The 24535-nt window shown below is 66.6% G+C and carries 17 protein-coding genes, 1 tRNA gene and 1 pseudogene; 5 read left to right on the top strand and 14 right to left on the bottom strand.

All coding sequences use genetic code 11. The annotated features are described in order from the left end of the window. Nucleotides 1–3: 3 nt before the first annotated feature. From ASE22_RS03810 to ASE22_RS03820, 3 genes are all read right to left on the bottom strand, one after another. A complete protein-coding gene (locus ASE22_RS03810; RefSeq protein WP_056355153.1) occupies nt 4–750 on the bottom strand; it encodes an SDR family oxidoreductase in 747 nt (248 codons plus the stop codon). Between the two features lie 55 nt (nt 751–805). Further along, on the bottom strand, nt 806–3106 hold the full coding sequence (locus ASE22_RS03815) for a TonB-dependent receptor (protein ID WP_056355159.1): 2301 nt from the start codon (nt 3104–3106) through the stop codon (nt 806–808). Nucleotides 3107–3201: 95 nt separating this feature from the next. Further along, nucleotides 3202–3870, bottom strand: coding sequence for a TetR/AcrR family transcriptional regulator (locus ASE22_RS03820; RefSeq protein ID WP_162248264.1), 669 nt, complete (start codon nt 3868–3870; stop codon nt 3202–3204). A 77-nt stretch (nt 3871–3947) separates the two neighbouring features. Here ASE22_RS03820 and ASE22_RS26640 point away from each other — a divergent pair, with 77 nt between their 5' ends. Further along, a complete protein-coding gene (locus tag ASE22_RS26640; RefSeq protein WP_162248263.1) occupies nt 3948–5165 on the top strand; it encodes a LysR family transcriptional regulator in 1218 nt (405 codons plus the stop codon). A gap of 135 nt (nt 5166–5300) precedes the next feature. On the opposite strand, the gene ASE22_RS03830 is transcribed toward ASE22_RS26640, so the two are convergent. The 7 genes and pseudogenes from ASE22_RS03830 to ASE22_RS27105 form a co-directional block, all read right to left on the bottom strand. Beyond that, nucleotides 5301–6665, bottom strand: a complete 1365-nt coding sequence (locus ASE22_RS03830; protein WP_200933238.1) for an MmgE/PrpD family protein — start codon at nt 6663–6665, stop codon at nt 5301–5303. Beyond that, nucleotides 6652–7809 carry a CaiB/BaiF CoA transferase family protein gene (locus ASE22_RS03835; protein ID WP_056355166.1) on the bottom strand — a complete coding sequence of 386 codons (1158 nt, stop codon included), beginning with the start codon at nt 7807–7809 and terminating at the stop codon, nt 6652–6654. The genes ASE22_RS03830 and ASE22_RS03835 overlap by 14 nt, the downstream gene beginning before the upstream one ends. Nucleotide 7810: 1 nt before the next feature. Further along, nucleotides 7811–7960, bottom strand: a pseudogene (locus tag ASE22_RS27480) (acyl-CoA dehydrogenase family protein); the annotation flags it as partial. Nucleotides 7961–8148: 188 nt separating this feature from the next. After that, nucleotides 8149–9156, bottom strand: coding sequence for an MBL fold metallo-hydrolase (locus ASE22_RS03840; RefSeq protein ID WP_082545692.1), 1008 nt, complete (start codon nt 9154–9156; stop codon nt 8149–8151). Next, nucleotides 9153–10478 carry a spinster family MFS transporter gene (locus ASE22_RS03845; protein WP_056355169.1) on the bottom strand — a complete coding sequence of 442 codons (1326 nt, stop codon included), beginning with the start codon at nt 10476–10478 and terminating at the stop codon, nt 9153–9155. The genes ASE22_RS03840 and ASE22_RS03845 overlap by 4 nt, the downstream gene beginning before the upstream one ends. Further along, nucleotides 10468–11424: a fumarylacetoacetate hydrolase family protein gene (locus ASE22_RS03850; RefSeq protein WP_056355172.1), complete on the bottom strand. Its 957-nt coding sequence runs from the start codon at nt 11422–11424 to the stop codon at nt 10468–10470. Before ASE22_RS03850 ends, ASE22_RS03845 begins: the two co-directional genes overlap by 11 nt. Next, nucleotides 11421–12314 (bottom strand): SDR family oxidoreductase, encoded by an 894-nt coding sequence (locus ASE22_RS27105; protein ID WP_162248262.1) that lies wholly within the window; start codon nt 12312–12314, stop codon nt 11421–11423. The genes ASE22_RS03850 and ASE22_RS27105 overlap by 4 nt, the downstream gene beginning before the upstream one ends. A 129-nt stretch (nt 12315–12443) precedes the next feature. On the opposite strand from ASE22_RS27105, the gene ASE22_RS27485 reads away from it, so the two are divergent. The 3 genes from ASE22_RS27485 to ASE22_RS03870 all read left to right on the top strand — a co-directional run bounded on the left by ASE22_RS27485 (nt 12444) and on the right by ASE22_RS03870 (nt 18415). After that, nucleotides 12444–14816 carry a LuxR C-terminal-related transcriptional regulator gene (locus ASE22_RS27485; protein ID WP_056355181.1) on the top strand — a complete coding sequence of 791 codons (2373 nt, stop codon included), beginning with the start codon at nt 12444–12446 and terminating at the stop codon, nt 14814–14816. Nucleotides 14817–14884: 68 nt separating this feature from the next. After that, nucleotides 14885–15964, top strand: coding sequence for an aromatic ring-hydroxylating dioxygenase subunit alpha (locus ASE22_RS03865; RefSeq protein WP_056355186.1), 1080 nt, complete (start codon nt 14885–14887; stop codon nt 15962–15964). Between the two features lie 18 nt (nt 15965–15982). Next, nucleotides 15983–18415 (top strand): LuxR C-terminal-related transcriptional regulator, encoded by a 2433-nt coding sequence (locus ASE22_RS03870; protein WP_056355190.1) that lies wholly within the window; start codon nt 15983–15985, stop codon nt 18413–18415. Between the two features lie 18 nt (nt 18416–18433). Here the strand turns inward: ASE22_RS03870 and ASE22_RS03875 are convergent, their stop codons facing one another. The 3 genes from ASE22_RS03875 to ASE22_RS03885 all read right to left on the bottom strand — a co-directional run bounded on the left by ASE22_RS03875 (nt 18434) and on the right by ASE22_RS03885 (nt 23481). Further along, a complete protein-coding gene (locus ASE22_RS03875; protein ID WP_056355193.1) occupies nt 18434–19495 on the bottom strand; it encodes a hypothetical protein in 1062 nt (353 codons plus the stop codon). Nucleotides 19496–19511: 16 nt separating this feature from the next. Continuing rightward, nucleotides 19512–21725: a TonB-dependent receptor gene (locus tag ASE22_RS03880; protein ID WP_056601693.1), complete on the bottom strand. Its 2214-nt coding sequence runs from the start codon at nt 21723–21725 to the stop codon at nt 19512–19514. A 589-nt stretch (nt 21726–22314) separates the two neighbouring features. Beyond that, the gene (locus ASE22_RS03885) at nt 22315–23481 is read right to left on the bottom strand and encodes a thiolase domain-containing protein (protein WP_056355198.1); all 1167 of its coding nucleotides are present in this window, start codon (nt 23479–23481) and stop codon (nt 22315–22317) included. Between the two features lie 115 nt (nt 23482–23596). Between ASE22_RS03885 and ASE22_RS03890 the strand changes: the two genes are divergently transcribed. Next, nucleotides 23597–24190 carry a TetR/AcrR family transcriptional regulator gene (locus ASE22_RS03890; protein WP_056355201.1) on the top strand — a complete coding sequence of 198 codons (594 nt, stop codon included), beginning with the start codon at nt 23597–23599 and terminating at the stop codon, nt 24188–24190. 125 nt (nt 24191–24315) lie between these two features. On the opposite strand, the gene ASE22_RS03895 is transcribed toward ASE22_RS03890, so the two are convergent. Further along, nucleotides 24316–24408, bottom strand: a tRNA-Ser gene (locus tag ASE22_RS03895). Nucleotides 24409–24535: the final 127 nt, after the last annotated feature.

Genomic DNA, 24535 nt, shown 5'->3' on the forward strand with positions numbered 1-24535 from the left:
GGGTCATTTCATCGTCTCGCCATTGTCGATCACGAAATGGGTCCCGGTGATCTGGCGGGATTCATCGGAGGCGAGGAACAGCACCAGATTGGCGACGTCCTCGGGTTTGCCCTGGCCCTGCGCCTGGATCTGGGCGAGGCCGGCCTCCTCCTGCGGCAGGCTGGACATCGCCGCCGCCGTCATCGGCGTGTCGTGGGCACCGGGGACGATCGCGTTGCAGCGAATGCCATAGCCCTTCTCCTGGCAATGGACCGCGACGCTGCGCGAGAGCGACAAAATCGCGCCCTTGGCCGCGCTGTAGGCAGGGATCACGCCGATGCCCTTGGTCGCGGCAACCGAGGAGACGTTGATGATCGATCCGCCCCCCGACCGAGCCATCAGGGGGATGGCATGCTTGCAGCCGAGGAAGCTTCCTTCGGACATCACCCGCTGGTGCAGGCGATATTCCTCCAGCGAGCAATCCTCGACCGAGGCGAAACGGACCAGGCCGGCATTGTTGACGAGGACATCGAGCCGGCCGAAGCGCCGGTCGACCTCCGCGACCACCGCCGCCCAGCCCGCCTCCTCGGTGACGTCGTGGCGGAGGAAGACGGCGCGGGGCAGTGCCCCCGCCACCGCCGCGCCGCGGCCCTCGTCGACATCGGTCAACACCACGGTGGCGCCCTCCTCGGTCAACCGCCGCGCATCCGCCGCGCCGAGGCCCGAGGCGGCACCGGTGACGACGCAGATCTTTCCTTCCACTCGGGCCATGCCCTTCTCCTCGATAGGACGCGGTCGATCGAAGCCGCGCCCGAAATGGTCGACGTCAGAAGCTGATCTTTGCGGTGACGCCATATTCGCGGGGCGAGGCGTAATTCGCGATTCCGCCATAGCCGGGTGAATCGTAGACGCTCTGGAGATAGCGGTTGTCGAGCAGGTTGCGGCCCCACAGGCCGATGGTCCACCGCGCGCCATCGGGGCTCCAGTCGATATTCGCATCGACCAGGTGGGTCGCCTGGATCCGCGCGCGGGGCGTGTCCTGGATCGCGGTCAGATATTTCGGCGCCGTGTAGCTGTAGAGAATATGCGCGCGGGTCGTTCCGCCCATCAGGGCGAAGGCATAGGTCGCGCCCGCCGTCGCCGACCATTCGGGAGCGTTCTGCAGGCGCAGCCCCTTCAGGTTGGAGATGATCCCGGTCGGATTGCTCGGGCTGACTGACAGCGGATCGATGAAGGGGAAGTCCTTGTAGCTGGCATCGAGATAGGCGAGCGACCCGGTCAGCGTGAGCCCGTCGGCGGGCAGCGCGGTCATTTCCAGCTCGAAGCCCTTGATCGTGGCCTTGGCCGCATTGAGGATGGTGTTGCCCTGAACGGGGCCGGCCGGGGTATTGAGGAAGTAGATCTGGGCGACCTGGATATCGCGGTAGTTGGTGTAGAAGCCCGAGAGGTTGGCGCGTAGCCGGCGATCCAGCAGGTCCGCCTTGACGCCGGCTTCGAAGGTGTCGACGGTCTCGGGGTCATAGGGGCCGATGTCGGACGGCAGGCCGAGGCGACCGGTGAAACCGCCCGATTTGAAGCCGCGCGCCCAATAGCCGTAGATCAGGGTACCGCCGGTGGGCTTGTAGTCGAGGCCGATCTTCCAGCCGACCTTGTTCCAGCTCTTCACCCCGCGGATCGGGCCGGCGGAATTGGCCGGCAGGGGGATATTGCCGGTGCCGTCATAGTCGGTGTTGCCCGACAGATTGACCGAGGCGAGCGTCGCCGCTGTCATGTCGGTCTTCTCATGAGCGTAGCGGATGCCGGCCTGCGCCCGCAGCCGGTCGGTCAGGTCGAAATAGGCCTGGGCAAACAGCGATCCCGACCAGTTGTCCTGATCCTGGGTGTTGACCTGGAGCAGGCCCGGTGCGGCGAACTGCAGCCGGTAATCCTGCGAATGGTCATAATGGGTCTTCATGTAGAAGCCGCCGAGGATGACGTTGCCGATGTCGCCCAGGTCGACGTCGGTCCGCACTTCCTGGCTGAACTGCCAGCCCTCGGTGTAACGGCGGGTGTCGTTGAGGAACAGCGGCGTGCCGTCCTGGTCGGTGAACTCGAGCAGGTCGAACTTCTTGTAGCCCGTGATCGCCGTGATGTCGCCGATCGCGGAATTGCGCAGGTTCATGGTCAGCGTGCCGCGATAGGTGTTCATGTCGCTGACGTCGGGAACGCTGTTGTTGGCCGACCGAAATTTACCGGGTGCGTTGCAAGGCTGGCCTGGGGTCGTACAGGGCGACACGTACATCCCTGCGGTGCCGGGAGCGACATAGATCGCCTCGCCCGGCAGCGCGCCGCTGACGACGATCGGGGCGCCGTTGCGCGCACGATCATATTCGCCGATCAGGGTCGCGTCGAAATCGCCGGATTGATATTTGAGATAGCCGCGCAGGATCGTGACGTTGCGCTTGCCCATGTCGCTGCCGTCGACGACATTGGTGACGAAGCCGTCGCGCTGGCTGTGCGATACGACGATCTTGCTCGACAGCGTGTCGCTGAGACGGAAATCCAGGGCGCCCGCGGCATCGAACCGCTTGTAGTTGCCGTAGCTCAATTCCGCTTTGCCGCCGAATTCGCCGGTGGGCTGGGCTGTCACGATATTGACGACACCGCCGGTCGTGTTCGCTCCGAACAGCGTGCCCTGCGGACCGCGCAGCACCTCCACCCGATCGATGTCATACAGGTCGAGCAGCGCGCCCATCGAGAAGAACTGCGGCACCCCGTCGACCACGATCGACACCGTGTTGCCCGCATAAGGATCGGGCTCGATCACGCCGATGCCGCGGATCGTGAAAACCGCCGTGTTCGGGGTGTTCGAGAAATTGTTGATCTGGATGTTGGGGATGGTGCCCTGCAGGCCCTGCAGCGATACCGCCTTCATATTGGCGATCGCCTCGCCCGAAATCGCGCTGACGGCGATCGGAACATTCTGCAGGTTCTCCGCCCGCTTCTGCGCGGTGACGACGATTTCCTCGAGGCCGGCGGAACCGGTCGAATCGGCGCCCTGGTCGGCCGGGGCCGCGGTCTGTGCGTGCGCGGCACCGGCGATCGACAACGCGAGGCAGGACACCGTCGTAAAGCGCGTGAAGCCCATCCATTCTCTCCCGTTCATCGGCGCTTATGATGTTCGCCGTCAGAAGAGTGTCTCTTAAACTGGTCGATCGACCTACTAGGGAAAGGGCTAGGTGGTCACCGCTGCCGCGCCAGCGCCGTCATCCCGCCGTCGAAGAAGGTGGCTGCGGGGCCGATCAGGCTGTCGATCTGCTCCATCGGCAGGGTGCCGCCGGACAGCGCCTCGAGAAACCCCTTGTCCTGCACCATGAAGATCAGCGCCGCCTCGATCAGATAGACTCCGATGACGAAATCGCGCTCGGCCATGTCGGGCATCTGCTCGCGCAGCCGACGGGTAAACAATGTGGAGATCGGCTGCAGGCTTTGCAGTGACGGCCGCACTTCGGGCACCGTATAGGCGCTCATGAAATGCGAGGTGAGGCGGATATAGTTGCGGATCTCGGCATCCTGCTGCGCGCAGGCGGCCAGAAACGGGGCGATGAAGGCGCGAATCAGCTCTTGCCCGCCCACCGTTCCGCCGTTCGCACCATGCGTGGCCATCGCGTCCACCAGGCTTTGCTCGATAATCGCGTTGAGCCGCGCGAGCTTGCGCTGGACGACGGCGCGAAACAGCAGCTCCTTGGTCGGGAAATGGTGAGCAATCAGCCCGATCGCCGCCTGGGACCGGGCGGACACTTCGCGCAGCGACGATCCGTAATAGCCGCGCTCGGCGAACACGGACTCCGCCGCGTCCATGATTGCGTTACGACGCATCTCGCCGCGCGCCTGCGGCGGCCGCGCCGGCACGCGGGGCTTTGTGGGTGGAGCGCCCCCGGGGACCGGAGACGATGTCGCGCGGGTGTTCGCCATGCCTGCATCGATGGATGGCCGCGGCGGTCTTCGTCAAGCAGAAGGGCGCACATCGCGCGGCTTCGGCGCAATGGCGCACGACGTCTTGGAACCGCCCGGACTTCTTACGATCCTCGCATCCGCGGATGAAAGGCGCCGACCCCAGCTGGCAGTCCATCGAAGGTTGGACGCACGCTGGCGCCCGAAACCGTCGGCGTGTCGGCCCGTGTCAGGATGGTCGCGCAGGTAGCCTTCAGTCTGACAATGCTCTAACCCGCCTGGGGTCGGCGACGCTCTTGCTGGCCGCGAGAAGATGGGGTTTGCAGTTGGAGGAGACGGCGGATTCGAACTATCGCCAGTCGCTCGACCTTGCGTCGCTCCGGCTGTTCGTCCAGGCCGTCGAGCATGGCAGCCTATCGAAGGTAGCCGAGCGGAATAACATGGCCCTTGCGGCGGTCAGCAAGCGGATCGCCCAGCTCGAGGACTACTACCATGTTCGGCTGCTCCAGCGGACCGGCCGGGGCGTGATCACCACGCCAGCGGGCGTCGCGCTCATGCAGCATGCCGCGGACATCTTCCGAAAGGTGCACCTGTCCCGTCGCGAGCTTTCCGATTATGCCCGCGGCGTGATCGGCACCGTCCGGCTGTTCGCGAGCACGTCGGCAATCAGCCAGATGCTGCCCGCCGATCTTGCTGCTTTCGGCGTTGCGCAACCTGACATCCGCGTGGACTTGCGTGAAGCCTATAGCGGCGCCATCGCCGCGCGCGTCCGGGATGGCACTGCCGATATGGGCGTCGTTATCGCCAATCCTGGCATGGATGGCCTGGATCAGCGCCTCTATCGCCGCGATCGACTGGTGCTCCTTGCACCGCGCGACTTCAATTCCGCGGGAGATTCTATTCGCCTGCGCGATTTGGTGGACGCGGATTTCGTGTTGATGGAAGATGACGCCGCCATCACGAGCCTGCTGCTGCGTATCGCGGCCAGCCGAGGCATTACCTTGCGCGTCCGCGCTCGCGTCGACAGCTTCGACGGCGTCTGCCGAATGGTGCAGTCCGGTTTCGGTGTCGGCATCCTTCCCGCCATGATAGCGCGACATTCCGCTGCCGCGATGGAGCTGCGGCTTATCGACCTCGACGAAGATTGGGCGGAACGACAGATGCTGATCGTGACGAACCCGCGCTTCGAGCAAAGCCGCGCAACGCGTCAGCTCGCCGATTTCCTCGCCTTCGCGGCGTCAAATTGCGATTGATAAACCTTCGATATTGGCCGTGCGCTTCCGACCACCGGCTGGTCGATCATTGCGCCGTCGAGGACGGTCGTCCCCGCCCGGCCGGTCGCCCCGCACGAATAGCAGCGTGACTGCGCCCTCGAGGACAGGGCGCGCTCACAGCAACATGCCGATCCGCTCGGCATCGGCGACCGTCCACAATCGGGCGACCAGCGCATCGGCGGAATTGTCGAAGCCGCCGAACCGGGCGAGCGCCGTCGCCTTGGCGCTGATCTCCTCGCGGGTGAGGCTGTTGCCCGGATCGCCCTTGGGCTCGTCGACCCGGACCTCGATCCGGCGTCCATCGACGGTCGTCACCGCCACCTTGCCTATCCAGCGGCGAGGATAGGCGGCATCGACCTCCGGATCGCAAACCATGACGACCCGATCCCGGAAAGCGGCGACCTCCGGGCGATCGAGCACGGTCTCAAAGGTCGCGAGGTCGGCCGTGCCGCCATGGGCGATCAGGCCGAGCACGCTGCCCATCGAGAATTTCGCCTGGTGGACCGTCTCTGGCACGGTCACCTGGCCAAGCACGTCGATCGCGCCCTGGTGGACCAGCGCGGTGACGCCGTCGATCTGGTCGGGCCGTAGGTCGTGGTCGCGCATTGCCTTCAGCAGCGCGTCGGCGGCCGGATGGCTGTGACGGCAGGAGGCATGATATTTGAAAGATGTCTCGGCCGTCGCCCAGCGCGACCCCAGTCCATCGGTCAGCCGGGCGGGATCGGCATCGCTCGACATGCCGGCCGCCAGACCCTGCCCTCCCTCCAGAATCGCGCGCGCGCCAGTGAAGCCTTCGCGCGCGAGCCACGCCGAGGCAAGGCCGGCGGCAGCGGCGTGAGCGGTGTGGAGCTGCTTGGAATCGGCCGCGTCGCGCAGGAATTCCCACAGTCCCGCCGACTGGGTGCCGGCCGATCCGAAGGCGTGGTTCATGGCCTCGGCGTCGAGGCCCAGCAATCGGCCGACCGCTGCCGCCGCAGCGATGGTGCCGACCGTGCCGGTGGTGTGGAATATCCGGTAGTGCGAACGGCCGAGATACTCGCCGATGCGGACGCCCACCTCATAGCCTGCGACGGCCGCGACCATCAGCGCCTCGCCCGATCCGCCGATGGCCTGTGCGGTCGCCAGCGCCGGCGGGAACACCACCGCAGCGGGGTGGAAAACCGACCCGTTGTGGACGTCGTCCTGCTCGGCGACGTGGCTGGCCGCCGCATTTACCATCGCCGCGAAATAGGGACTCGTCCGGCGGCCGGAGATCAGCACTTCCGAAGGGCCATCGCCCGGACCCATGGCGGCGGCGAAGCGGTCGACCGCCTGCACCGCGCGCGCCGGCCGCCCGGCCAGCGCCGATCCGGCCCAGTCGACGAACAGATCCTCGGCTCGGCGGAACACCGCATCGGGAATGGCGGCGCGCGTCAGCCCGGCAGCGAAGGCGGCAAGGGTGCGGGTCGGTCCGGCCGGCATGGCTTCAGGCGGCATCATGGTGGCAGTCCTCCTCCGGCGACAGGCCGATCTCGCACAGGATCGCCGCGGTGTGGGCGCCGACGTCCGGGATCGGGTCCATGCGCGCGTCGCTGCGCCCCGGCGGCAGCAGGGCCGGGATCGGACCGACAGGCGTGTCCACCTCGCGCCAGCGGCCCCGCGCGGCGAGTTGCTCGTGCGCCCAGAGATCGGTCATGCCGTTGACGCTGCCGTTGGCGATCCGGGCGGCGTCGAGCCGCGCCACCACGGCTTCGCGCGGCAGGGCACCGAACACCGCATCGATGATGGCGGCCAACGCCTCGCGATGGGCATTGCGCTGGGCGTTGGACGTGAAACGCGCATCCACGGCCACCTCCGGCCGTTCCAGCACCTGGGCGCAAAAGCCCGCCCATTCCCGCTCGTTCTGGACGCCCAGCATGACCTCTCCGGAGGCCGTCGCAAAGGGACCATAAGGATAGATGGTGGCGTGGAAGGCGCCGACCCGAGGCGGCGGCGGCGCGCCGTCGAAGGCGTAATAGAGCGGGTAGCTCATCCACTCCGCCATCGCTTCCAGCATCGACACGTCGATATGGCGGCCGACCCCGGTTCGTCCGCGCTCGATCAGCGCGGCGAGGATGTTGGAATAGGCGTACATGCCCGCCGCGATATCGGCGATCGAACAGCCGGCCTTGGCCGGCGCGTCCGGCGTGCCGGTCACCGACAGGAAGCCGCTCTCGCTCTGGATCAGCAGGTCGTATGCCTTGCGATCGCGATGGGGACCGTAGCCGCCATAGCCGGAGATATCGCAGACGATCAGGCGCGGATGGGCATGCTTCAGGCTGGCATGGTCGAAGCCCATGCGCGCGGTCGCCCCCGGCACCAGGTTCTGGACCAGCACATCGGCCCGGCCAACCAACCGGCGCAGCGCCTCGATCCCGAAATCGCTCTTCAGGTCCAGAGCGACGCTTTCCTTCGAGCGGTTGCACCAGACGAAATGGGAGGCAAGGCCGCGCACCCGATGGTCGTATGCGCGGGCGAAGTCCCCGGCACCCGGCCGCTCCACCTTGATGACCCGGGCGCCCAGGTCCGCGAGTTGGCGCGTCGCGAAAGGCGCGGCGATCGCCTGTTCCAGGCTGACGACGGTGATCCCTTCGAGGGGCAGCATATTAGAAGGACCTCGGCAGGCCGAGCACATGCTCGGCGACATAGGACAGGATCAGGTTCGTGCTGACCGGCGCGACCTGGTACAGGCGAGTCTCGCGGAACGTGCGCTCGACGTCATATTCTTGGGCGAAACCGAAGCGGCCGCGAGCCCTCGCATCGGTTCCAGGTTCGCGACCTGGTGGCGGTGCCGGCGGCGGCCGATACAGTCTGAAAGATCATCGCCGGGGGCTGTCGGATCATGCGTCATCGGGCGGTCTTGGCCCCTCCCGCGCGCGCGCGGCAGACGGAAAAGAACGAAGTCAGATTTCGCGATCCGCGAAATCCGCAGCGCCGCATCCCCTCAATGCGAGTGGTCGCAGACCGGGCATGCCGCCGCCGCGGCCATGCGCGGCTTGTGCTCATAATGGTAGCGGCCCATCAGCTCCCACAATTCGGGCGAACCCACCGGCTCGGCGATGCCGCTCAACTCCCGCCACAGCGTGGCCATGTTGATGATCACCCGTTCGGCCTCCCCCCATTCGCTGAACGGACCCCAGGCGACGTCGAAGGCGGCCTCGCGCCAGCCCATGCCGGCGTCGTAGCGCTTCTTCCCTTCATCATAGAAATACTGAAGATAATCGCGGAAGTTGGCGACTTCGGCCTTGCCGCAGACCGGACCATGACCCGGTACGATGATCTCCGAGTCCCACTTGAGGATCATCTCGCACGCCGCGATCCAGTTGCCGATCGGGCCGGCCCAGACCGCCGGATGGCCGCCGACGAACAATATGTCGCCGGTGTAGACGACGCCCTCCTTGGGCACGTGCACCAGCATGTCGCTCGCGGTGTGGGCCGGTCCGACGTCGATCAGATGGACGTCCTTGTCGCCGACCTTCAGCCATTTCTCGCCGGTGAAGGTTTCCGACACCGGTGGATGAACGATGCCGGCATGGTCGAACGGGCCGAACACCTCGGTGATGAAACGCTTGCCCAGGCTCCCGTCCGCCAGGCTCGCGGCGATGTTGACGAGCCGGTCGCCACCATCCTCCTCCAGCCGGTCGGCGACGACATGGGTGGTGATGATCCGCGCGTCGGCGACGAGCGCGTTGCCGAATGTGTGATCGCCATTCGCATGGGTGTTGACCAGCGTGTCGATCTCACGCGCGCTCGGCACCGCGTCGCGCATGGTGCACAGCATCTCGTCGGTCAGCTTCAGGTCGAACAGGGTATCGACCAGCAGCGACTCCTCGCCATCGGTGATCAGGCCGGCATTGCTCCAGCCCCAGCTGCCGTCGGGCTGGATATAGGCCCAGACGCCCTTGCCGACCTCGTGCAGGCCCTTGCTGAAGCTCCAGCTCCCGGTGGTCATTTCGTGGCTCCTGATGCGATGGGGAGATGCGGCTCGGCCTTGGGTGTCAGGAAGCGCGAACCGATCAGATAGAAGATGGCGGGAAAGGGAAAGAAGCCCATGCCGACCAGCACGCCGACCTGCAGCGGGTGGCTGGCGCCGTGCGCCAGCGCCTGGTCGCTGGCGAAGCCGATCAGCAGCGGCCCCAGGCCGGCGCCGATCAGGTTCGAGGCGAAGAGGGTCAGCGAGATGGCGAGCGCCCGCATGTCGCGGGGCACGATGTTCTGGACCAGCGCGTAGACCGGGCCGAAGCCGCAGGTCAGGATCGCGAAACCGAAGAACAGGCACGCCATCGCAATCGGGAAGCTGCCGGTGAAGATCGCGGCCAGGATCAGCGGAAAGGCGCAGACATAGGCGCCGACCGGAATCCACAGTGCCCAGCGCTGGTCGCGGGCGAAGAAGGGGCTGGCGATCATGCCGCCGAAGAAGATGCCGCACATCGAGCCCAGGCCGTAGACGACGCCGAAGCTGGGGCCGATCTCTCGCATCGAGAGGTTGAAGGTCCGAGCGAAATAGGATGGCAGCCACTGCACCAGGCCGGTGATGGCGAAGCCAGCGAAACCCAGGCCCGCCAGCAGGCACAGGAAGGCCGGATTGCGCGCGATCAGCCGCACCTCCTGCGAAAAGGGCCGGCCGGATGTCGCCGGGTGATCGCGATGTGTCCGGCGCAGCGGTTCGGGCACGGTCAGGAACAGCAGCAGCCCCAACACGCCACCGGCAGCTCCGAAGATGAAGAAGGTGTGGCGCCAGCCGACGAGGTCGGACAACCAGCCGCCCAGCGCGAAACCGAGCAGCGATCCGACCGGCATGCCGGCGGTGTAGAAGGAAAGAACGCCGACCCGGATCCGATCCGGCACGATATCGCCCATCAGCGAATGGGCCGGCGGGATGCAACCCGCTTCGCCCGCACCGACGCCGAGACGCGCCGCCATCAAGTGCCAGAAATGCTGGGCGACGCCGGTGAGAGCGGTCATCCCGCTCCACACCAAGACGGCGATACCGATGACGTTGCGGCGGTTGCTGCGGTCGGCAAGCCGCGCGATCGGGATGCCGATGATCGCGTAAGAGACGGTAAAGGCGATTCCGGTCAGCAGTCCGAGCTGAACGTCGCTCAGATGATAGTCGGCCTTGATCGCGGGCAGCAGCACCGCGAGCGCCATGCGGTCGATATAGCTCAGCACATGGGTGAGGAAGAGGATCAGGACGACATAGGTCAGAAACGGCCGGCTCAACGCCGTGCCGCCCTGCCCGGTCTCCGGCTGCGGGGGCGCATCAGCCGGCAACGACCTGGTTCCTCAGGATGCCGATGCCCTCCACCTCCAGCTCGACGACGTCGCCCGACGTCAGCCGGCGGCCGAGTTCCAAGCCGCAGCCAGTCCCGACCGTGCCCGATCCCAACAGCTCGCCGGCGTGCAGCGTCTCGCTTTCGGAGATGAAGGCGATCAACTGGGCGAAGCTGGTGTTCATCGACGCGGTGCTGCCGCCGCCCCAGCGCTCGCCGTTCACCCGTGCTTCCATCCTGGCATCGGCCAGGTTGAAGGCGTCGGCGGTGACGATGCAGGGGCCCAGGATATTGGCGTTGTCGAAATCCTTCGACCGGCAAGGGCCGAGGGAGGCCATCTCGTCATTCTGGACGTCGCGCGCGCTGAAATCGTTGAAGATGGTATAGCCGAAGATGTAGCTTTCGGCCGCCTCGATTGGGATGTTCCGGCCGGTGCGGCCGATCACCGCGGCGAGTTCCAGCTCATAGTCCATCCAGATCGAAAAGGCGGGCCACTGCACCACCGTGTCCGGTCCAGCGAAGGCGAAGCGGTTGCACTTGTACCAGAAGGGCCGTGATCGGAAGAGCTCAAGCCGGCGCTGCTGCTCGGGCGTGCGCTCGGTCCGGCCCGCGACGCGGTTGCGGCCGTCGATCGCGTTGGTCAGATGCTCCTCGAAACATAGGCAATCTCGCATCTGGATGGGCCGCGGCAGCGGCGCCAGCAGTTGGCCGGCGTCACGCCTTAGGATGGTGTCGGCGCCGTCCGCCCGCGTCGCCAGATCGCGGACCAGGTCGAGTTCCTCCGGCCCCGCCTCGATCAGCGCCTGCATCGCGGCGAGATTGGGATTGGATCGGCCGAAGGCGCGCTGGTGCGCCGACTGGACATCGAGAATGCGACTGTCCTCCTCGACGAGGACGCCCAGCCGCTCCCCCATGTCGAGGTCGTCGAGATAGGTGACGAGCTTCATGCGTTCTCCCGTTGCGCGGCCGACGCGCCGCCTGATGCACGATATTCGCGCCGCACCGCGTCGGCGAAGCGATGGGACGAGCGCCCAAGGATCATCTCCAGCACATGGCCGTTACCCGGCAAGCCGTAACCGTCATAATGCCGGTACATGGCGACCAGTTCGCCGGTCTGGCGCTGGTCTAAGCCGCGCCGGCTGGCGCGCGCCTGGGCGAACGCCGTGATCGGCGCCTGTACGGTCCGGATCGCCGGATCGAGCGCCTCCTGCAGGATCGTTCCCATGCCGGTCGGCGTCAGCCGCTCCGTGCCGGCGAGTTCGTAGGTGGCGAAAGCGTGCGCGTCGCCGGCGGAAAGGATATTGGCGGTCGCCTCGATAAGGTCGGGCAGGTCGACCGGGTTGTAGAGGCCGTCCAGCCGAAAGGGCGGAGTGAAGGCGCCAGCGCGCTGGTCGAGGAACGTGAAGCAGGTCTGTACATACATCGCCGGCTGGATGATGGTCCAGACCAGCGCCGATTCACGCAGCATGAGTTCCACCTGCGACTTGCGCAGATGATGCGGCATCGCCGGGGTCGGCGCGTGCAGCACCGAATGATAAGTGAAGCGCGCAATCCCGGCCGCTTCGGCCGCGACCATCGCGTTCGCCGCGAACAGCGGCTCCTGGTCGTTGAACACCGGCGGGATCAGATGGACGACGCATGCACCCTCGATCGCGCGGGCGATCTGGTCGACGTCGTGCAGGTCCGCGACCCGGGCGTCGGCGAACATCGCCATCTGCTCGGGCCGCCGCACGACGGCGCGGACCGGAACTCCACGGCGCTCCAGTTCTGCCACCAGCGGGCGTCCGGTTCCGCCGGCGGCCCCCAATATGGCAATAGGTTTCGTGTCGTCTACCATGTCTGGCCTCTCCTGCCCCAGGATGTGCCAGCGCACCGGGTGGGACGCGCCCCCCCTTTGCGGGGGGCTGCTTGCCAGCCCGTCTCGCCGTGATATTTTCGGCCGATATAGGGCATTTGAGAGGATGCGGTGAAGCAGGCGGTCATATGCACGACGAAGGCCGACCAGACACCGCAGGATGCAGTGGTCGCGGCCGCACTGCTCCGCGTGACACCGCCGCTCGGCCGCCCCGATTTCATCGCCCGGCCGCCGCTCGATCAAGCGTTCGATGCCGCGCGCTGGACCGCACTCGTCGCGCCGCCCGGATACGGGAAGACCCAGCAGGCCCTGCACTGGCTCCACCGTGCGCGCCAAACGAGCACGGCCGTGACCTGGATCAACGGCGGGCCGGACCTCGGCTGGGATCATGTCCAGGCCGCTCTGGCGGCCGAAGCCCGGATGCCGGATATCCTCTTCATCGACGACTGCGACGCGCTGCTCGCCGGTCATGGCGCGGTCGCGCTCCGCGACCTGCTGCGGACCTTGCCGCCTGCTGCTCGCCTGGTGACGACCGGCCATGCCCCGGTACCGGCCGACCTGGTCCTGACGGCCGACGAGCTGCGGCTGGACGATGCCGACGCGCTCGCGCTGTTCCGTGGGCTGGATCCCAACGCCGTCCCGGACGAGGCGGTCGGCATGGCGCTGCGCGACGGCTGGGCGCCCGCGATCAACATAGCCGCCACCGCGGTCGCCTGCGGCGATAGCGCCGAAAGGGCGCTGCTGACCCCCGATGGACCGCTCGCCCGTCATTGGGCGCGGTGGCTGGCCGATCCAGACCTGACGGGCTTCGTCGGCTGCCTGACCATCCTGGAACGCGGCGACGCCGACGTCGCCGCAGTCGCATCCGGCCGAGCCGATGCCGGCGAGCGGATCGCCCATGCCCGCCGCACCATACCGTTTTTCCGCGGCAGCGCCGTCACCGAGTTGGCCCGGCATCACCTGGCGCCGCCGCCGGCGGAGCTACGGCGCCTGCATCGCAGGGTCGCCGACTGGCTCGTCGCGCGCGCTCGCGATGTCGACGCAGTGCCCCATCTGATCGCCTGCGAGCGGTCCGACGAAGCCTGCGCGGTCCTGGATCGCACGCTCCTGTCGCTGATCGCCGGTGGCGACCTCCAGCGCGTCCTCGGCTGGCTCGATGCGATCGACCCCGCACTGGTGGCGGGCCGGCCCAGTCTCAGCCTCGCGGCGGCCCTGGCGTTCTCGACCTCGGGCGACCGGGCCCAGGCTGACCGCTATCTCCGCTATCACAGCAGCGACGACCGCTATGTGCTGGAGATGCTGCTCGCCACCCATGCCGATGATCCCGACGGGGTACATCGCCTCAGCCGGCTGATTCGGGCGCGCGACGACCTGTCGCCAATGTCGCGGATGTTCCTGCGCAATTGCGAGAAGATGGTGCTGCAGAAGCAGGGCCGCTGGCCGGCCGCCGATGCCGAGGTGGCGCCCCAGCCCCCCAGCGGCGAATCGCTGCGCATGTTCCAGGCGTATAGCTATGCCCTGTGCCGTCAGGCGATGTGGCATCTGCAGCAGGGTCGGGCGCTGCGCTGCGCCGATCTGCTGACGCCCGCGCTGGCCCATGCCGACGCGGCGTTCGGCCGGGCATCGATCCCGTCGATGCTGTTCGCCATGACCTTGGCGGGTGCCTGCATGCAGCGCGGCGATCTCGCCGGTGCCCGGCAGGTGCTGGTCGGACGCCGGACGAAGATGGAAAGCCACATCGTCCCCGGCGTCTGGAGCATCGGGGTGATCGTTCTGGCGCAACTTGCAGTCGCCCGCGGGGACGCCGAGGAGGGACTGGCGACGCTGATGCAGATGGAGGCCCGGGCGCGCGAGCGCGACACCCCGGCGATCAAGGCGCTGGCGATCGCGGAACGGGTGCAGCTAGAAATCGCGCTGGGCCGAATGCCGTCGGCCGTCGATCGCGAACGCCTGGCGCAACTCTATGCCGCCGCCGGCTCCGTGCCGATCAACGGCCCACATATCCGCCTCGAGGCGTTGAAGGGGCTGGCCCGCATCGCGCAGGTGGAGGGCCAGGCGCGCAAGGCGGACGATCTGCTGCGCGAGGGGGAGCGGCTCGCCGCGAAGCTGGAGCGGCGCCTGGACGGCCTGGAGTTCGCGCTGCTGCGCGATGCGTCGGCGGGCGCTTCCGCCTATCCCGACATCGACGCGGCAGACGCCGCCCAGCTCCGCCGCCGGCTCGCGGCCGACGACGGCGAAGGGGCCGATGCCGCGAGCGGGGTGCCGGTGGCGCTGACCGCGCGGGAGCGCGAGGTGCTGGCGCTACTGGAACGGCATCTGTCGAACAAGGTGATCGCCCGGGCGCTCGACCTCGGCGCCGAGACTGTCAAATGGCACGTCGCCAACCTGCTGGCGAAGCTGGGCGCGTCGGACCGCGTTCATGCGATCGAGCGAGCGCGGGCACTCGGCCTGCTGCACTTCCGTTTCGCCGAAGCCCCCCTCTAAGGGGAGGGGGAGCGCGGTCGCCGCGGCGATATGCACCCATCGTAGACACGCTTTTTTGGGGAGCGACGATGGATGCTCTGGTAAACACTTGGTACGCCGCCGGCTGGGCAGACGAGATCGACGACAGGTCGCTGGTCGGCCGCACGATCCTCGACCGGCACGTGCTGCTGTTCCGGCAATCCGACGGCACCGCGAAGGCGATCGGCAACCGTTGCCCCCACCGGTTCGCACCTCTGCACCTCGGCAAGCATCTGGGTGACGCGGTTCAGTGCGGCTATCACGGGCTGGAGTTCGATGGCAGCGGCAGATGCTCGTTAAACCCGCATGGCGGCGCCGAAGGCCGATCGGTTGCGAAGGTCCCCGCCTATCCGCTGGTCGAGCGGTACGGCGCGCTGTGGATATGGCTGGGCGAGGAGACGCCGGACGAAAGCCTGATCCCGACGTCGATGGCGTTCATGACCGAGCCCGGCCGCGCGGAGTTCCATGGCTGCATCGTCGTCGAGGCGAACTATCAGTTGCTCAACGACAACCTCATGGACCTATCCCACGGCATGTATCTGCATGCCGGCAGCCTCTCGACGATCGAGATGCTGAAGAATTACCATCCGAAGGTGGAGGTGGTCGACGAGACGGTCACCTCCCGGCGCCGGTCGCTCGACATACCGCCCCCGGCACTGTGGCATCCGGGCCTGCCCGACGGCACGAAGACGGTCGATTTCTTCAGTCATCTGCAGTGGGACGCACCCAGCCATGTCGTGCTGGAGGTCGGATGCCTGCCGCTCGGAATGCCGCATGGCAGCCCTGGGCAGATCGCTGCAATTTCGGCGCATCTGTTCACGCCGGTCTCCGACACCCGCACACTCTACTTCTTCTCCTTCTCCCGCGACTTCAGCATTGAATCGCAAGACGTCGACGCGCATGTCCGCCAGACCACGCGGCATGCGTTTATCGAGGAAGACAAGCCGATGATCGAGGCCCAGCAAGAGATGATGGGAACCCCCGACTTGATGAGCCTCGACCCGCTGCTGCTGAAGACGGATGCGGCGGCCGTGCGTGTCCGCCGGCTGCTGGCCAAGAAGATCGCCGACGAGCGCAGCCGCGGCGTCGATGCTGCCGCCGGCACGCACCGCGAAGCGGCGAGACCGTAGAATGGTGGCGGGATCGGCGTGCTGAGGACACGGCAGACGCGGCTCGATGCGATTCTCGATCGCCATGCCGGTCGCGCCCTCATCCTGCTGACCGCGCCGGCCGGGTTCGGCAAGTCCGATCTTCTCGCCCATTGGCGGCGGCGGCTGATCGCCAGCGGCCGATCGGTCGCCTGGCTGCCGGTCGAACCCGACTGGGATGCGGCCGCCTTCGCGGCGCGCCTGGCCTCGGTGCTGCCCGACGGACCGGAACGGTTGCCCCGATCCCCGGACGATACCGCGACGCTCCTCTCCGCCTGGCTGGCGGCGCGCGACCGGGCGATCACCCTGCTGATCGACGATGTTGATCGGCTCGCACCGGACGCGCTCGCGTTGCTGACGCGGATCGTGTCGGAACTGCGACCTGGCACCCAGATCATCTGCGCCGCCCGCGCCACGCTACTCGACACCTGGCACGACCTTGCCGCCAGCGGTGCCATCGGCATCGTCAACCGCCAGGCGCTCGGATTCCGGCGGCCAGAGGTGATGGCATCGTTGATCCCGGCAACGTCCGAGGCCGGCGCGAGCCAGCACATCGCCATGCTCGCGACGCTGACCGACAATGTCCCGCTGTTCGTCCGGTTCGCGCGGGAAACCCTGGAGGAAGGCGCATCCGATCCGGTTGGGGCCCTGGTCGCCCGCGTCGCGGCGTGGCTGAGGAGCGAAGTCTCCGCCGCATTCGACCCGAAGACCGTCGACCTTCTCTCGACCGTCTCCATCCTCACCGAGCCGGAAGTGGAGACCGGCCTCGTCGCGGCGCTGACCAGCCGCACGGACGCGCAGGCGCTGCTGGCGGCGCTGGCGCGCGCCACGCCGCTCGCCTGGCTGCGCACGAACGGCCAGTGCCGTATCCATCCTCTGGTGCCGATCCTTTTCCCCCAGCCTTCCGACACCGCACGCGAGGAAGGTTATCGGCGGGCGGGCCTCTGGCTCGCCGAGCACCGGCCGGTCGCCGCCATCGGCGATCTGATCAGGGTCCGTGACTACGATCGCGCTTGCGCTCTCATCGAGGCCGAATTGATGGACGCGGTGACGACCGGGCGAGTGGCGACCGCGCTCGACTGGATCGAGAGCATCCCGGACGAGGTGCTGCAGGCGCGATCGGGCCTGCGGATCGCGATCTGCTGGGCGCTGGCAATCGGCGGCCGCGCCGACGAGATGCGGCGGTGGCTGGATATCGACCCGCCGACCGCGTCTGGGCCCTTGAAGGCCGTGATCGAAGGGTTGGTCGCCTGTGGCGCCGACGATCCCGACCTGGCCGTCGCCAAGGCGGCGGAGGCGGCCGACGTCATCGAGGCCCAGCCGGCGTTCGAAGCGGTGCGGCAGAATATTCTGCGCTGGGTAAACCAGCAGCGTGGCGAAGGGCCGACCCGGGTGGCCCCCGGCCTGGCACAAGGCGACGCGCGGCGCTCGCCCCGCCAGTTCTACAGCTTCGTCCTTGCCGCGTTCCGCGACGCCGAGACCGCGCTCGACAAGGGCCAGGCGCTGGAGGCGGTGGAGATGCTGGTGCCGGTTGAACGGCGCGCCAGGCAGGAATTGGGGCCCAGGGCCGCGGCCACGGCAATCCTGTCCTCCGTCCTTGCCGCCGCCCATCGTCAGGCTGGCGACAACCCCAGCGCCGCGGCGGCGCTCGGCACGAACCTGGTGTCGGGCGCGAGTTGGGCGATCCCTTCCGCGCTTTGGCTGGCCTTCGCGACCCGGGCGCGGCTGGCCCGCGACATGGGCGACGTTGCCGAAGCCTTCGCGCTGATCGAGCAGATCGAGCAAATCGCGGTGGCTCGGCGCTTTTATCGGATCCGGGCAATGGCCCTGACCGAGGGCATCAGGCTGGGCATCACCTGCGAGCTCCCCGATACGGTGCGACCGCGCGTGTCGCGCCTGCGCGCCCTGCTGGACGAGGCCGACGGCTTCGGGCCGATCCGCGCCCGGCTGGTCCGGCTATACGGGCATCTCGGCCTGGCCGGCGCGTTACTCGCGGACGCGGACTGGCCGGCGGCGGAGGCTTCGCTACAGACGGGGCTGGCGATCGCGCGCCAACTCGGCCGGACCTATGTCGAGGCCGACCTGCTGCTGCTTCGGGCACGGGTCCCCGGCTCGACGGCCGCCGATCCGGCAGCTCTGGTTGGGCCGCGCGACTGGGAGACGCTGCAACGCGATCTCGATGCCGGCGTCGCCCTGGCCCAGCGCCGCCCGACGCCGGCGGCCACGGGGGCGAAGGCCGTGCTACTCACCTCCAAGGAGCGCGAAGTGCTCGAACTCCTGGCCGCGGGTGTGCCCAACAAGCAGATCGCCCAAGCGCTGCTGATCTCGGTCGAAACGGTGAAATGGCACCTCAAGAACGTCTTCAATAAGCTGGACGTCCACGACCGCGGCAATGTGGTGCTGCGGGCGCGGGAACTGGCGCTGATCGATTAGCCGCTGCCGTCCTGTGCCTCAGTCTGCGCAGCAGGCATGGATCTTCAGCAGATCGGGGATCGTCGTGGGATCGCGGCGGCCGAGACCGCATTCGGTCGCGATGCCGTAGGATGCGACGAACCTCTCGGCCGTCGCCATCCGGCGCCGGGTGCCCTCCTCGCCGTCGGTATAATGGACCAGGCCCAGGAAAAGACCGGTTTCCGGACGCAGCGCCAGATCGCGCAGCGGCGCGAAATAAGCGTCGTCGTTCCGCTCGCGGGGAACCGGCATGTGGATCCAGTCGATGGCGCGCGCCACGCCCTGCGTAAGGGCGTTGGCGATGGTCACCATGTTGGCGGTGTCCTTCGGCTCGACCCCGTGCTTGTGGCGGAAATCGCCGTAGCACAGATGATAGCCGAGCTGGACGGGTTCGGGCACCAGATTGCCGAGGCGGACCATCGAAGCAATCACCTCCTGCCGGTCGTCGTCGACCGGCAGCGTGCGAATACCCTCCCAGACGAAGATCTCCAGGCAGCAGTCCCACTGGATCGCCAGCTCATCCGCCGGCACCGCCGCCATCACGTCCTTCAATTCCTGCGCCATCCGCGCTTCGAATGCATGTGCGACATCGGCTTGGCTGACCGGTGCCACGATCGCGGTGTAGAAGCCGAGCGGGGTCGGCAGCCCGACCTGGAATCTGGCGTCGGCGGGCAGGCGCCCTTCCGCCTTCATCGCGCGAAAGCTCGCATAGGACTCCTGCGCGAATGCGCCATAGCCGAAGCTGCCGATCTCGACCGTTGCCGGATCGACACCCGCCTTCAGCCGATATTTCGGCGCACCGAGTTCCGGCATTTCCCGCCCCGGCGCCCAATCATGGCCGTCCGGTTCGAACAGGGGACTTTCGTGCAGCACCCGCGCCTGGCTGGACACCCAATAGGATCGGACGCCGGTTTCCCCGTCCGGAATACGGGGCATTAACGGCGCGATGGTCTGCGCCAGCAGGTCGAACACCGCGTCGGTCGACCCGAGCGGCACCGTACCGACCAGGTGGACTGGATGCCTGGCCGGCGCGGGGCGGTCCTTCGAGAAAAGGTCATGCATAAAGCGAGGCGTCTCCCTAGAAGCGATAGCCGACCATGGCGCCAAAGGTGCGCGGCGGGCTCACCGATCCGGTGATCGGCGATCCGAACACGGCGGAACTGACCAGGCCGTTGGCGAAGGTCACTTTATCGGTGATGTTGCGGACGAACAGCGAGGCGGACCAGTGGTTGTCGTCGTCGGCGAAGTTCAGGTAGGCGTTGAACTTGCTGTTGCCCTTCTGACCGACCGAATTCACGTTGAAGGCGGTGAAGAAGACGCGCGAGACATAGTTCAGCTCGCCTCGGACGGTCAGCTCCCCGCCGGCCATCGGCCAGCTATACTGAGCGCCCGCGTTGATCGTCCATTTCGGCGCCTGGGTCAGGCGATTGCCTTCCAGGTCGAGGACGCCAAGAGCCGGCCGCGCCGGATCGAGCGAGCTGAAGTCCTTATACTTGCTGAACAGATAGGACATGGTGCCGTCGAACTGAACGCCCTCGGCCGGGATCGCGGTCAGTTCCAGCTCGCCGCCGTAGAGGTCGGCCGAGGCGGCATTCTCGGTCACGACGGAGCTGTTGATGACCTTCGACACCTGCAGGTTCGAATAGTCATAATAGAAGGTCGCGAGGTTCGCGCGCAGGCCTCGATCGGCGGTGGTGAACTTCAAGCCTGCCTCATAGGCCCAGATCTTCTCCGGATCGAAGGCGGGGACGTTGACGCCCAGGTTGAAGCCGCCGCTCTTGAAGCCGCGCGATACGGTCGCATACAGCAGCGCATCGTCCGCCAGGCCGTATTCGACGCCGACCTTCGGGGTGAAGGCGTTGGCCGATGTGCGCGCCGTCCGTGGAAAGCCGGGCAGCGGCAGCACCGCAGCGGTGGGCGAATAGTCGCGCGCGAAGTCGAGCTGGAAGGTGTCGGCGATCCGGATCGTCTCGTGCCCGTAACGGCCGCCGACGATGACCTTGAACGCATCGCTCACCGCCAGGTCGAGCTGGCCGAAGACCGCGAGCGCCTCGGTATTGGTCGTGCCTTCGGCGCGATATCCGTTCGTCATCCGGTTGGCGCCGCCGGTCAGCAGCAGGTTGCGGGTCACCTGCGATCCACCGAAGATCTTCTCGCGGAAATAATAGCCGCCGACGATCCACTTGCTGTCGCCCCAGCCGCCCGATAGCTGCAGCTCCTCGCTGAACTGGTGCGCGCGCTCGAAGAAGGGGAAATAGGACAGGTTGAGCTGGGTCAGGTCCAGGTCGGTCAGCACCCGATAGTCGGAATGGCGGTAGGCGGTCAGCGACTTCAGCGTGACGTCGCCAAGGTCCAGGGTCACGGTGCCGGCGAAGCCGTAGAGTTCGCGCTTGTTGGTCGGATCGAACTCCGAATTGATGTCACGCGTCCGCGTCGTCGGGGTGCCGCCCAAAGCGGCGCCGCGCAGCGGCACGGCCGGGTTGTACTGGCCGAAATAATGGAGGCCGTAGGCATTGTCGTTTTCGCGATAATAATCCGCGGCCAGGTCGACGGTCAGCGTATCGGCGGGATGAAGGCGCAGCATCGCCCGCGCGCCGCGCTGGTTTGCGTCATCGATGCCGTTGCCGGTGTAGAGGTTCTTGCCATAGCCACCCCGATTGTTGCTGGTCACCGCCAGCCGCGCCTCGAGCCCGTCGGTGATCGGACCGCTGAGCGCCGCTTCCACCGCGACCCGGCCGTAGTTCCCGACGGTGATGTTGGCATAACCCGAGGGGTTGGTGGTCGGCGCGCGAGTGATGACGTTGATCGAGCCGCCGGTGGCGTTGCGGCCATAAAGCGTCCCCTGCGGCCCGCGCAGCACCTCGACCCGCTCGACGTCGAAGAAGGTGCCGAGCTGCGCGCCGGGGCGGCTGATATAGACGCCGTCGACATGATAGGCGATCCGGCCTTCCGCGCCGGGATTGACAGTGTCGAATCCGATGCCGCGCACGGCGATGCGGGCCGCGCCGCCATAGGTGCCGAAATTGACGCTTGGGGCGACGGTCGACAGCTGGTCTACCGAGGTCACCTGCCGCTGCGCCAGCATGCTGCCGCTGACGGCGGTGATAGCGAGCGGAATGTCCTGCACGTTCTCGGCGCGCTTCTGCGCGGTGACGATGATGTCGCCGATGCCGCCGGCCGGGGCGTCGGCGGCGGCCGCCTGAGCCGGCTCCGCGGGCGCCTGCTGGGCCCAGGCCGTGCTGGCCGCGCATGCCGAAACCAGCAAAATGCCGCACCTCAGATATCTGCTCATCAGGTTCTCCCCTTTCGACGCACCCGACTTTTGCCCTGGCGCACAATGAATGAATTGCCCTCCTGGAAGGAGTCGTCGCAAAGTGACGAAGAGCGCTTGTGCAATCAGCCCCCCTCGCCGGGGGGCCTGAGGAGGGGGCAGCGAAGTGTTGAAAAGCTGGAGGAGGGCGCAAAGGGATGAGGCTCCGGCGCCCTTCGCTGCAAGGATTCAGCGCTTTGGCGGCCATGCCGTCGGCCGCTCCGCCAGCCGCGACGACGTGCCCCTCGCCGGACGTTCGAATACCGCCATGTCGGTGACCACGGCGCCTGTCCCGTCGGGACAGCGTGCCTTTCGAACGCCTCTTTTTCGCCGGCATGGACGCGGCATCAACTTGATCGGGCGTCTGCGCAACCGCCTGCCCAGGCCCACGCCATCACTGCCGGCATGTCCGCAACGACGATAAGGTCCTTAACGCCCGATGCGAGCGATGCGTCGATCAACCTTTCGGGAGCCTGCCCAAGGCGAAACCACCGACACACGGGCTTATGCCGTCGCGCGACAAATCCTTAAGCGCGGTTCGAGCATCGGACAGATGCGGTCGTCATGGCCCTCAAGCCTTGATCGGTTCGAGAATGGAGACAGCGCTGTTCACGGCGCCTCCCCCCATGTTCAGGCACAGCCCCAGTTCAGGCTGGCGAGCAAGCTGCATCTCTTCGGCTTCACCAAGCAACTGACGCGCAACCATCACATGCATCGAGACGCCGGTCGCGCCGACCGGATGCCCTTTGGCTTTGAGGCCGCCTGACAGATTGATCGGCAATCGCCCGCCACGCTCCGTCTGACCTTCGCGAATGACAGCGGAGCCTTGGCCCTGAGGCGCGAGGCCAAGCGCCTCGACGGATTGAAGTTCCGCGATCGTGAAGCAATCATGCACCTCTGCAAGATGGATATCGTCGACGCCTACGCCCGCCGCCCGATAGGCGCGCTGGACGGCCATCGTTGGACCTTCGAAGCGCTCGGGCTTCTTGGCCGACAGCGGCAGATAGTCGCTGACCATCTGAATGGCGCGAAAACCCACGGCGCGGCGAAATTCGGGCAGACGGGATCGATGCGCGATGACCAGCGCGGCCGCCCCGTCGGAAATCAGAGAGCAATCGCTCAGTTTAAGGGGGGGTGCGATGATGGGATTGCGGTCCGAAGGCGTCAGGCAATAATCCAGATCTACCAGCCGGCGCATATGAGCCAGCGGATTATGCATGGCGTTGGCGTGGTTCTTGACGGCGATGCGGGCCATCGCCTCGGTCGGATCTTCGAAAACTTCGCCATAGGCCTGTGCGAAGCAAGCGAATATCTGCGGGAAGCTCATCCCGCTTTCTTCCCGTTGATAGCTGGCGCCGCTGAGCGCTCTGGTCACGCCCGCGGTATCCAGCGAGGTCATCTTCTCCGCGCCGACGACCAGCGCCACGCCGCAACGACCGCTGTTCACTGCATCCAGTGCGGAAAAGATCGCCGCGCTACCTGACGCACATGCATTTTCGCATCGTACCGCCGGCTTGAAACGCAAGCCCGGGTCGGCGTGCAGCACCATCGAGGAACAGAAGCCGTCGGGCACGAGACCAGAATTGAAATTGCCCAACCACACGCCGTCGATATCTTCACCGGTTATCCCGGCATCGGAAAGCGCGGCAGTGGCGGCATCCTTTATCAGGTCCTCCAAGGTCAGGGCATCGAACTTGCCGAACGCCGTGTGACCCCAGCCTACGATATACCCGTCCATCGACCTCTCCTGACGCCACCATCGCATATGGTACGTATTCTCAAGAAAATGTACCACCGACCGGCCCGATGTCAATTCGCCTCGGATCGGGTATCGACACGCGATGGAGCACGGAATGGCGATATCGGCCGCAGACCAGGCCCAGGCGTTGCGCCCGCGCCAGCAGGAATTGCTTGCGCAGCTGGAGCGGTTCTTCTTCTCGCATGGCTATCGCGTCGCGACCATGAGCGATCTGGCGCAAGAGCTGAAATGCTCGAAGCGGACGCTTTACGAACTTGCGCCCAGCCGGAAAGCCCTTTTCGCACTGATCGTCGATGCCTGGGCGCAGCGCTTGCGCCGGCTCGGTCTGGAGGCAGAGGCCGTAGAGTCCGATCCCCGCCGGAAGCTGGCGGCATATCTGGAGCCGGGCGTCAGCCAGACCCTTGGCATCTCCGCGGCATTTCTTACCGATGTGCGGGAACTGCCCGCCGCGCAAGCCATCCTCGACAACCACCAGCGCATCCGCATGACCCACCTGACCACCATCTTGGAGGACGGCGTCCAGGCAGGGGTATTCCGGAACATCCACCCGCGCCTCGTCGCCAGCGTGTGCCTGGCGGGCATCGAGAAAATCAATGATCCCGCCTTTCTTGCGCAGGCGGGTCTCAGCTACAGCAAAGCGTTCGCCGAGCTTTATCGCCTGTTCATGACAGGTCTGGAGGGAAGCTGAAAAGGGCGCAAAAGGGCTGTCAAAGCGGCCAGGGTCGGCACCGCGCGCTCGAAATCGGGATCGGGATCGTTCCCACGCATTCGAGGCGGGCCGCAATCGCATGAGCGCAAGCTTCGAGCAGCACCTGGCGGAGACGGAGGGATTCGAACCCTCGGTAGGAGTAATCCCCCTACGGCGGTTTAGCAAACCGCTGGTTTCAGCCACTCACCCACGTCTCCGGCGAGGCAGAGCCGCGCTATAGCGAGCAGGTGCGACCGGATCAACAACTTCGCTGCGCAAAAATCCGCCATCAATATTCAGGTCCGATTCATTGCGGCGTCGGGCAAAAGAGGCTTTATCAGGTCA

This window comes from Sphingomonas sp. Root720 (assembly GCF_001428605.1).
Classification (GTDB): Bacteria; Pseudomonadota; Alphaproteobacteria; order Sphingomonadales; family Sphingomonadaceae; genus Rhizorhabdus.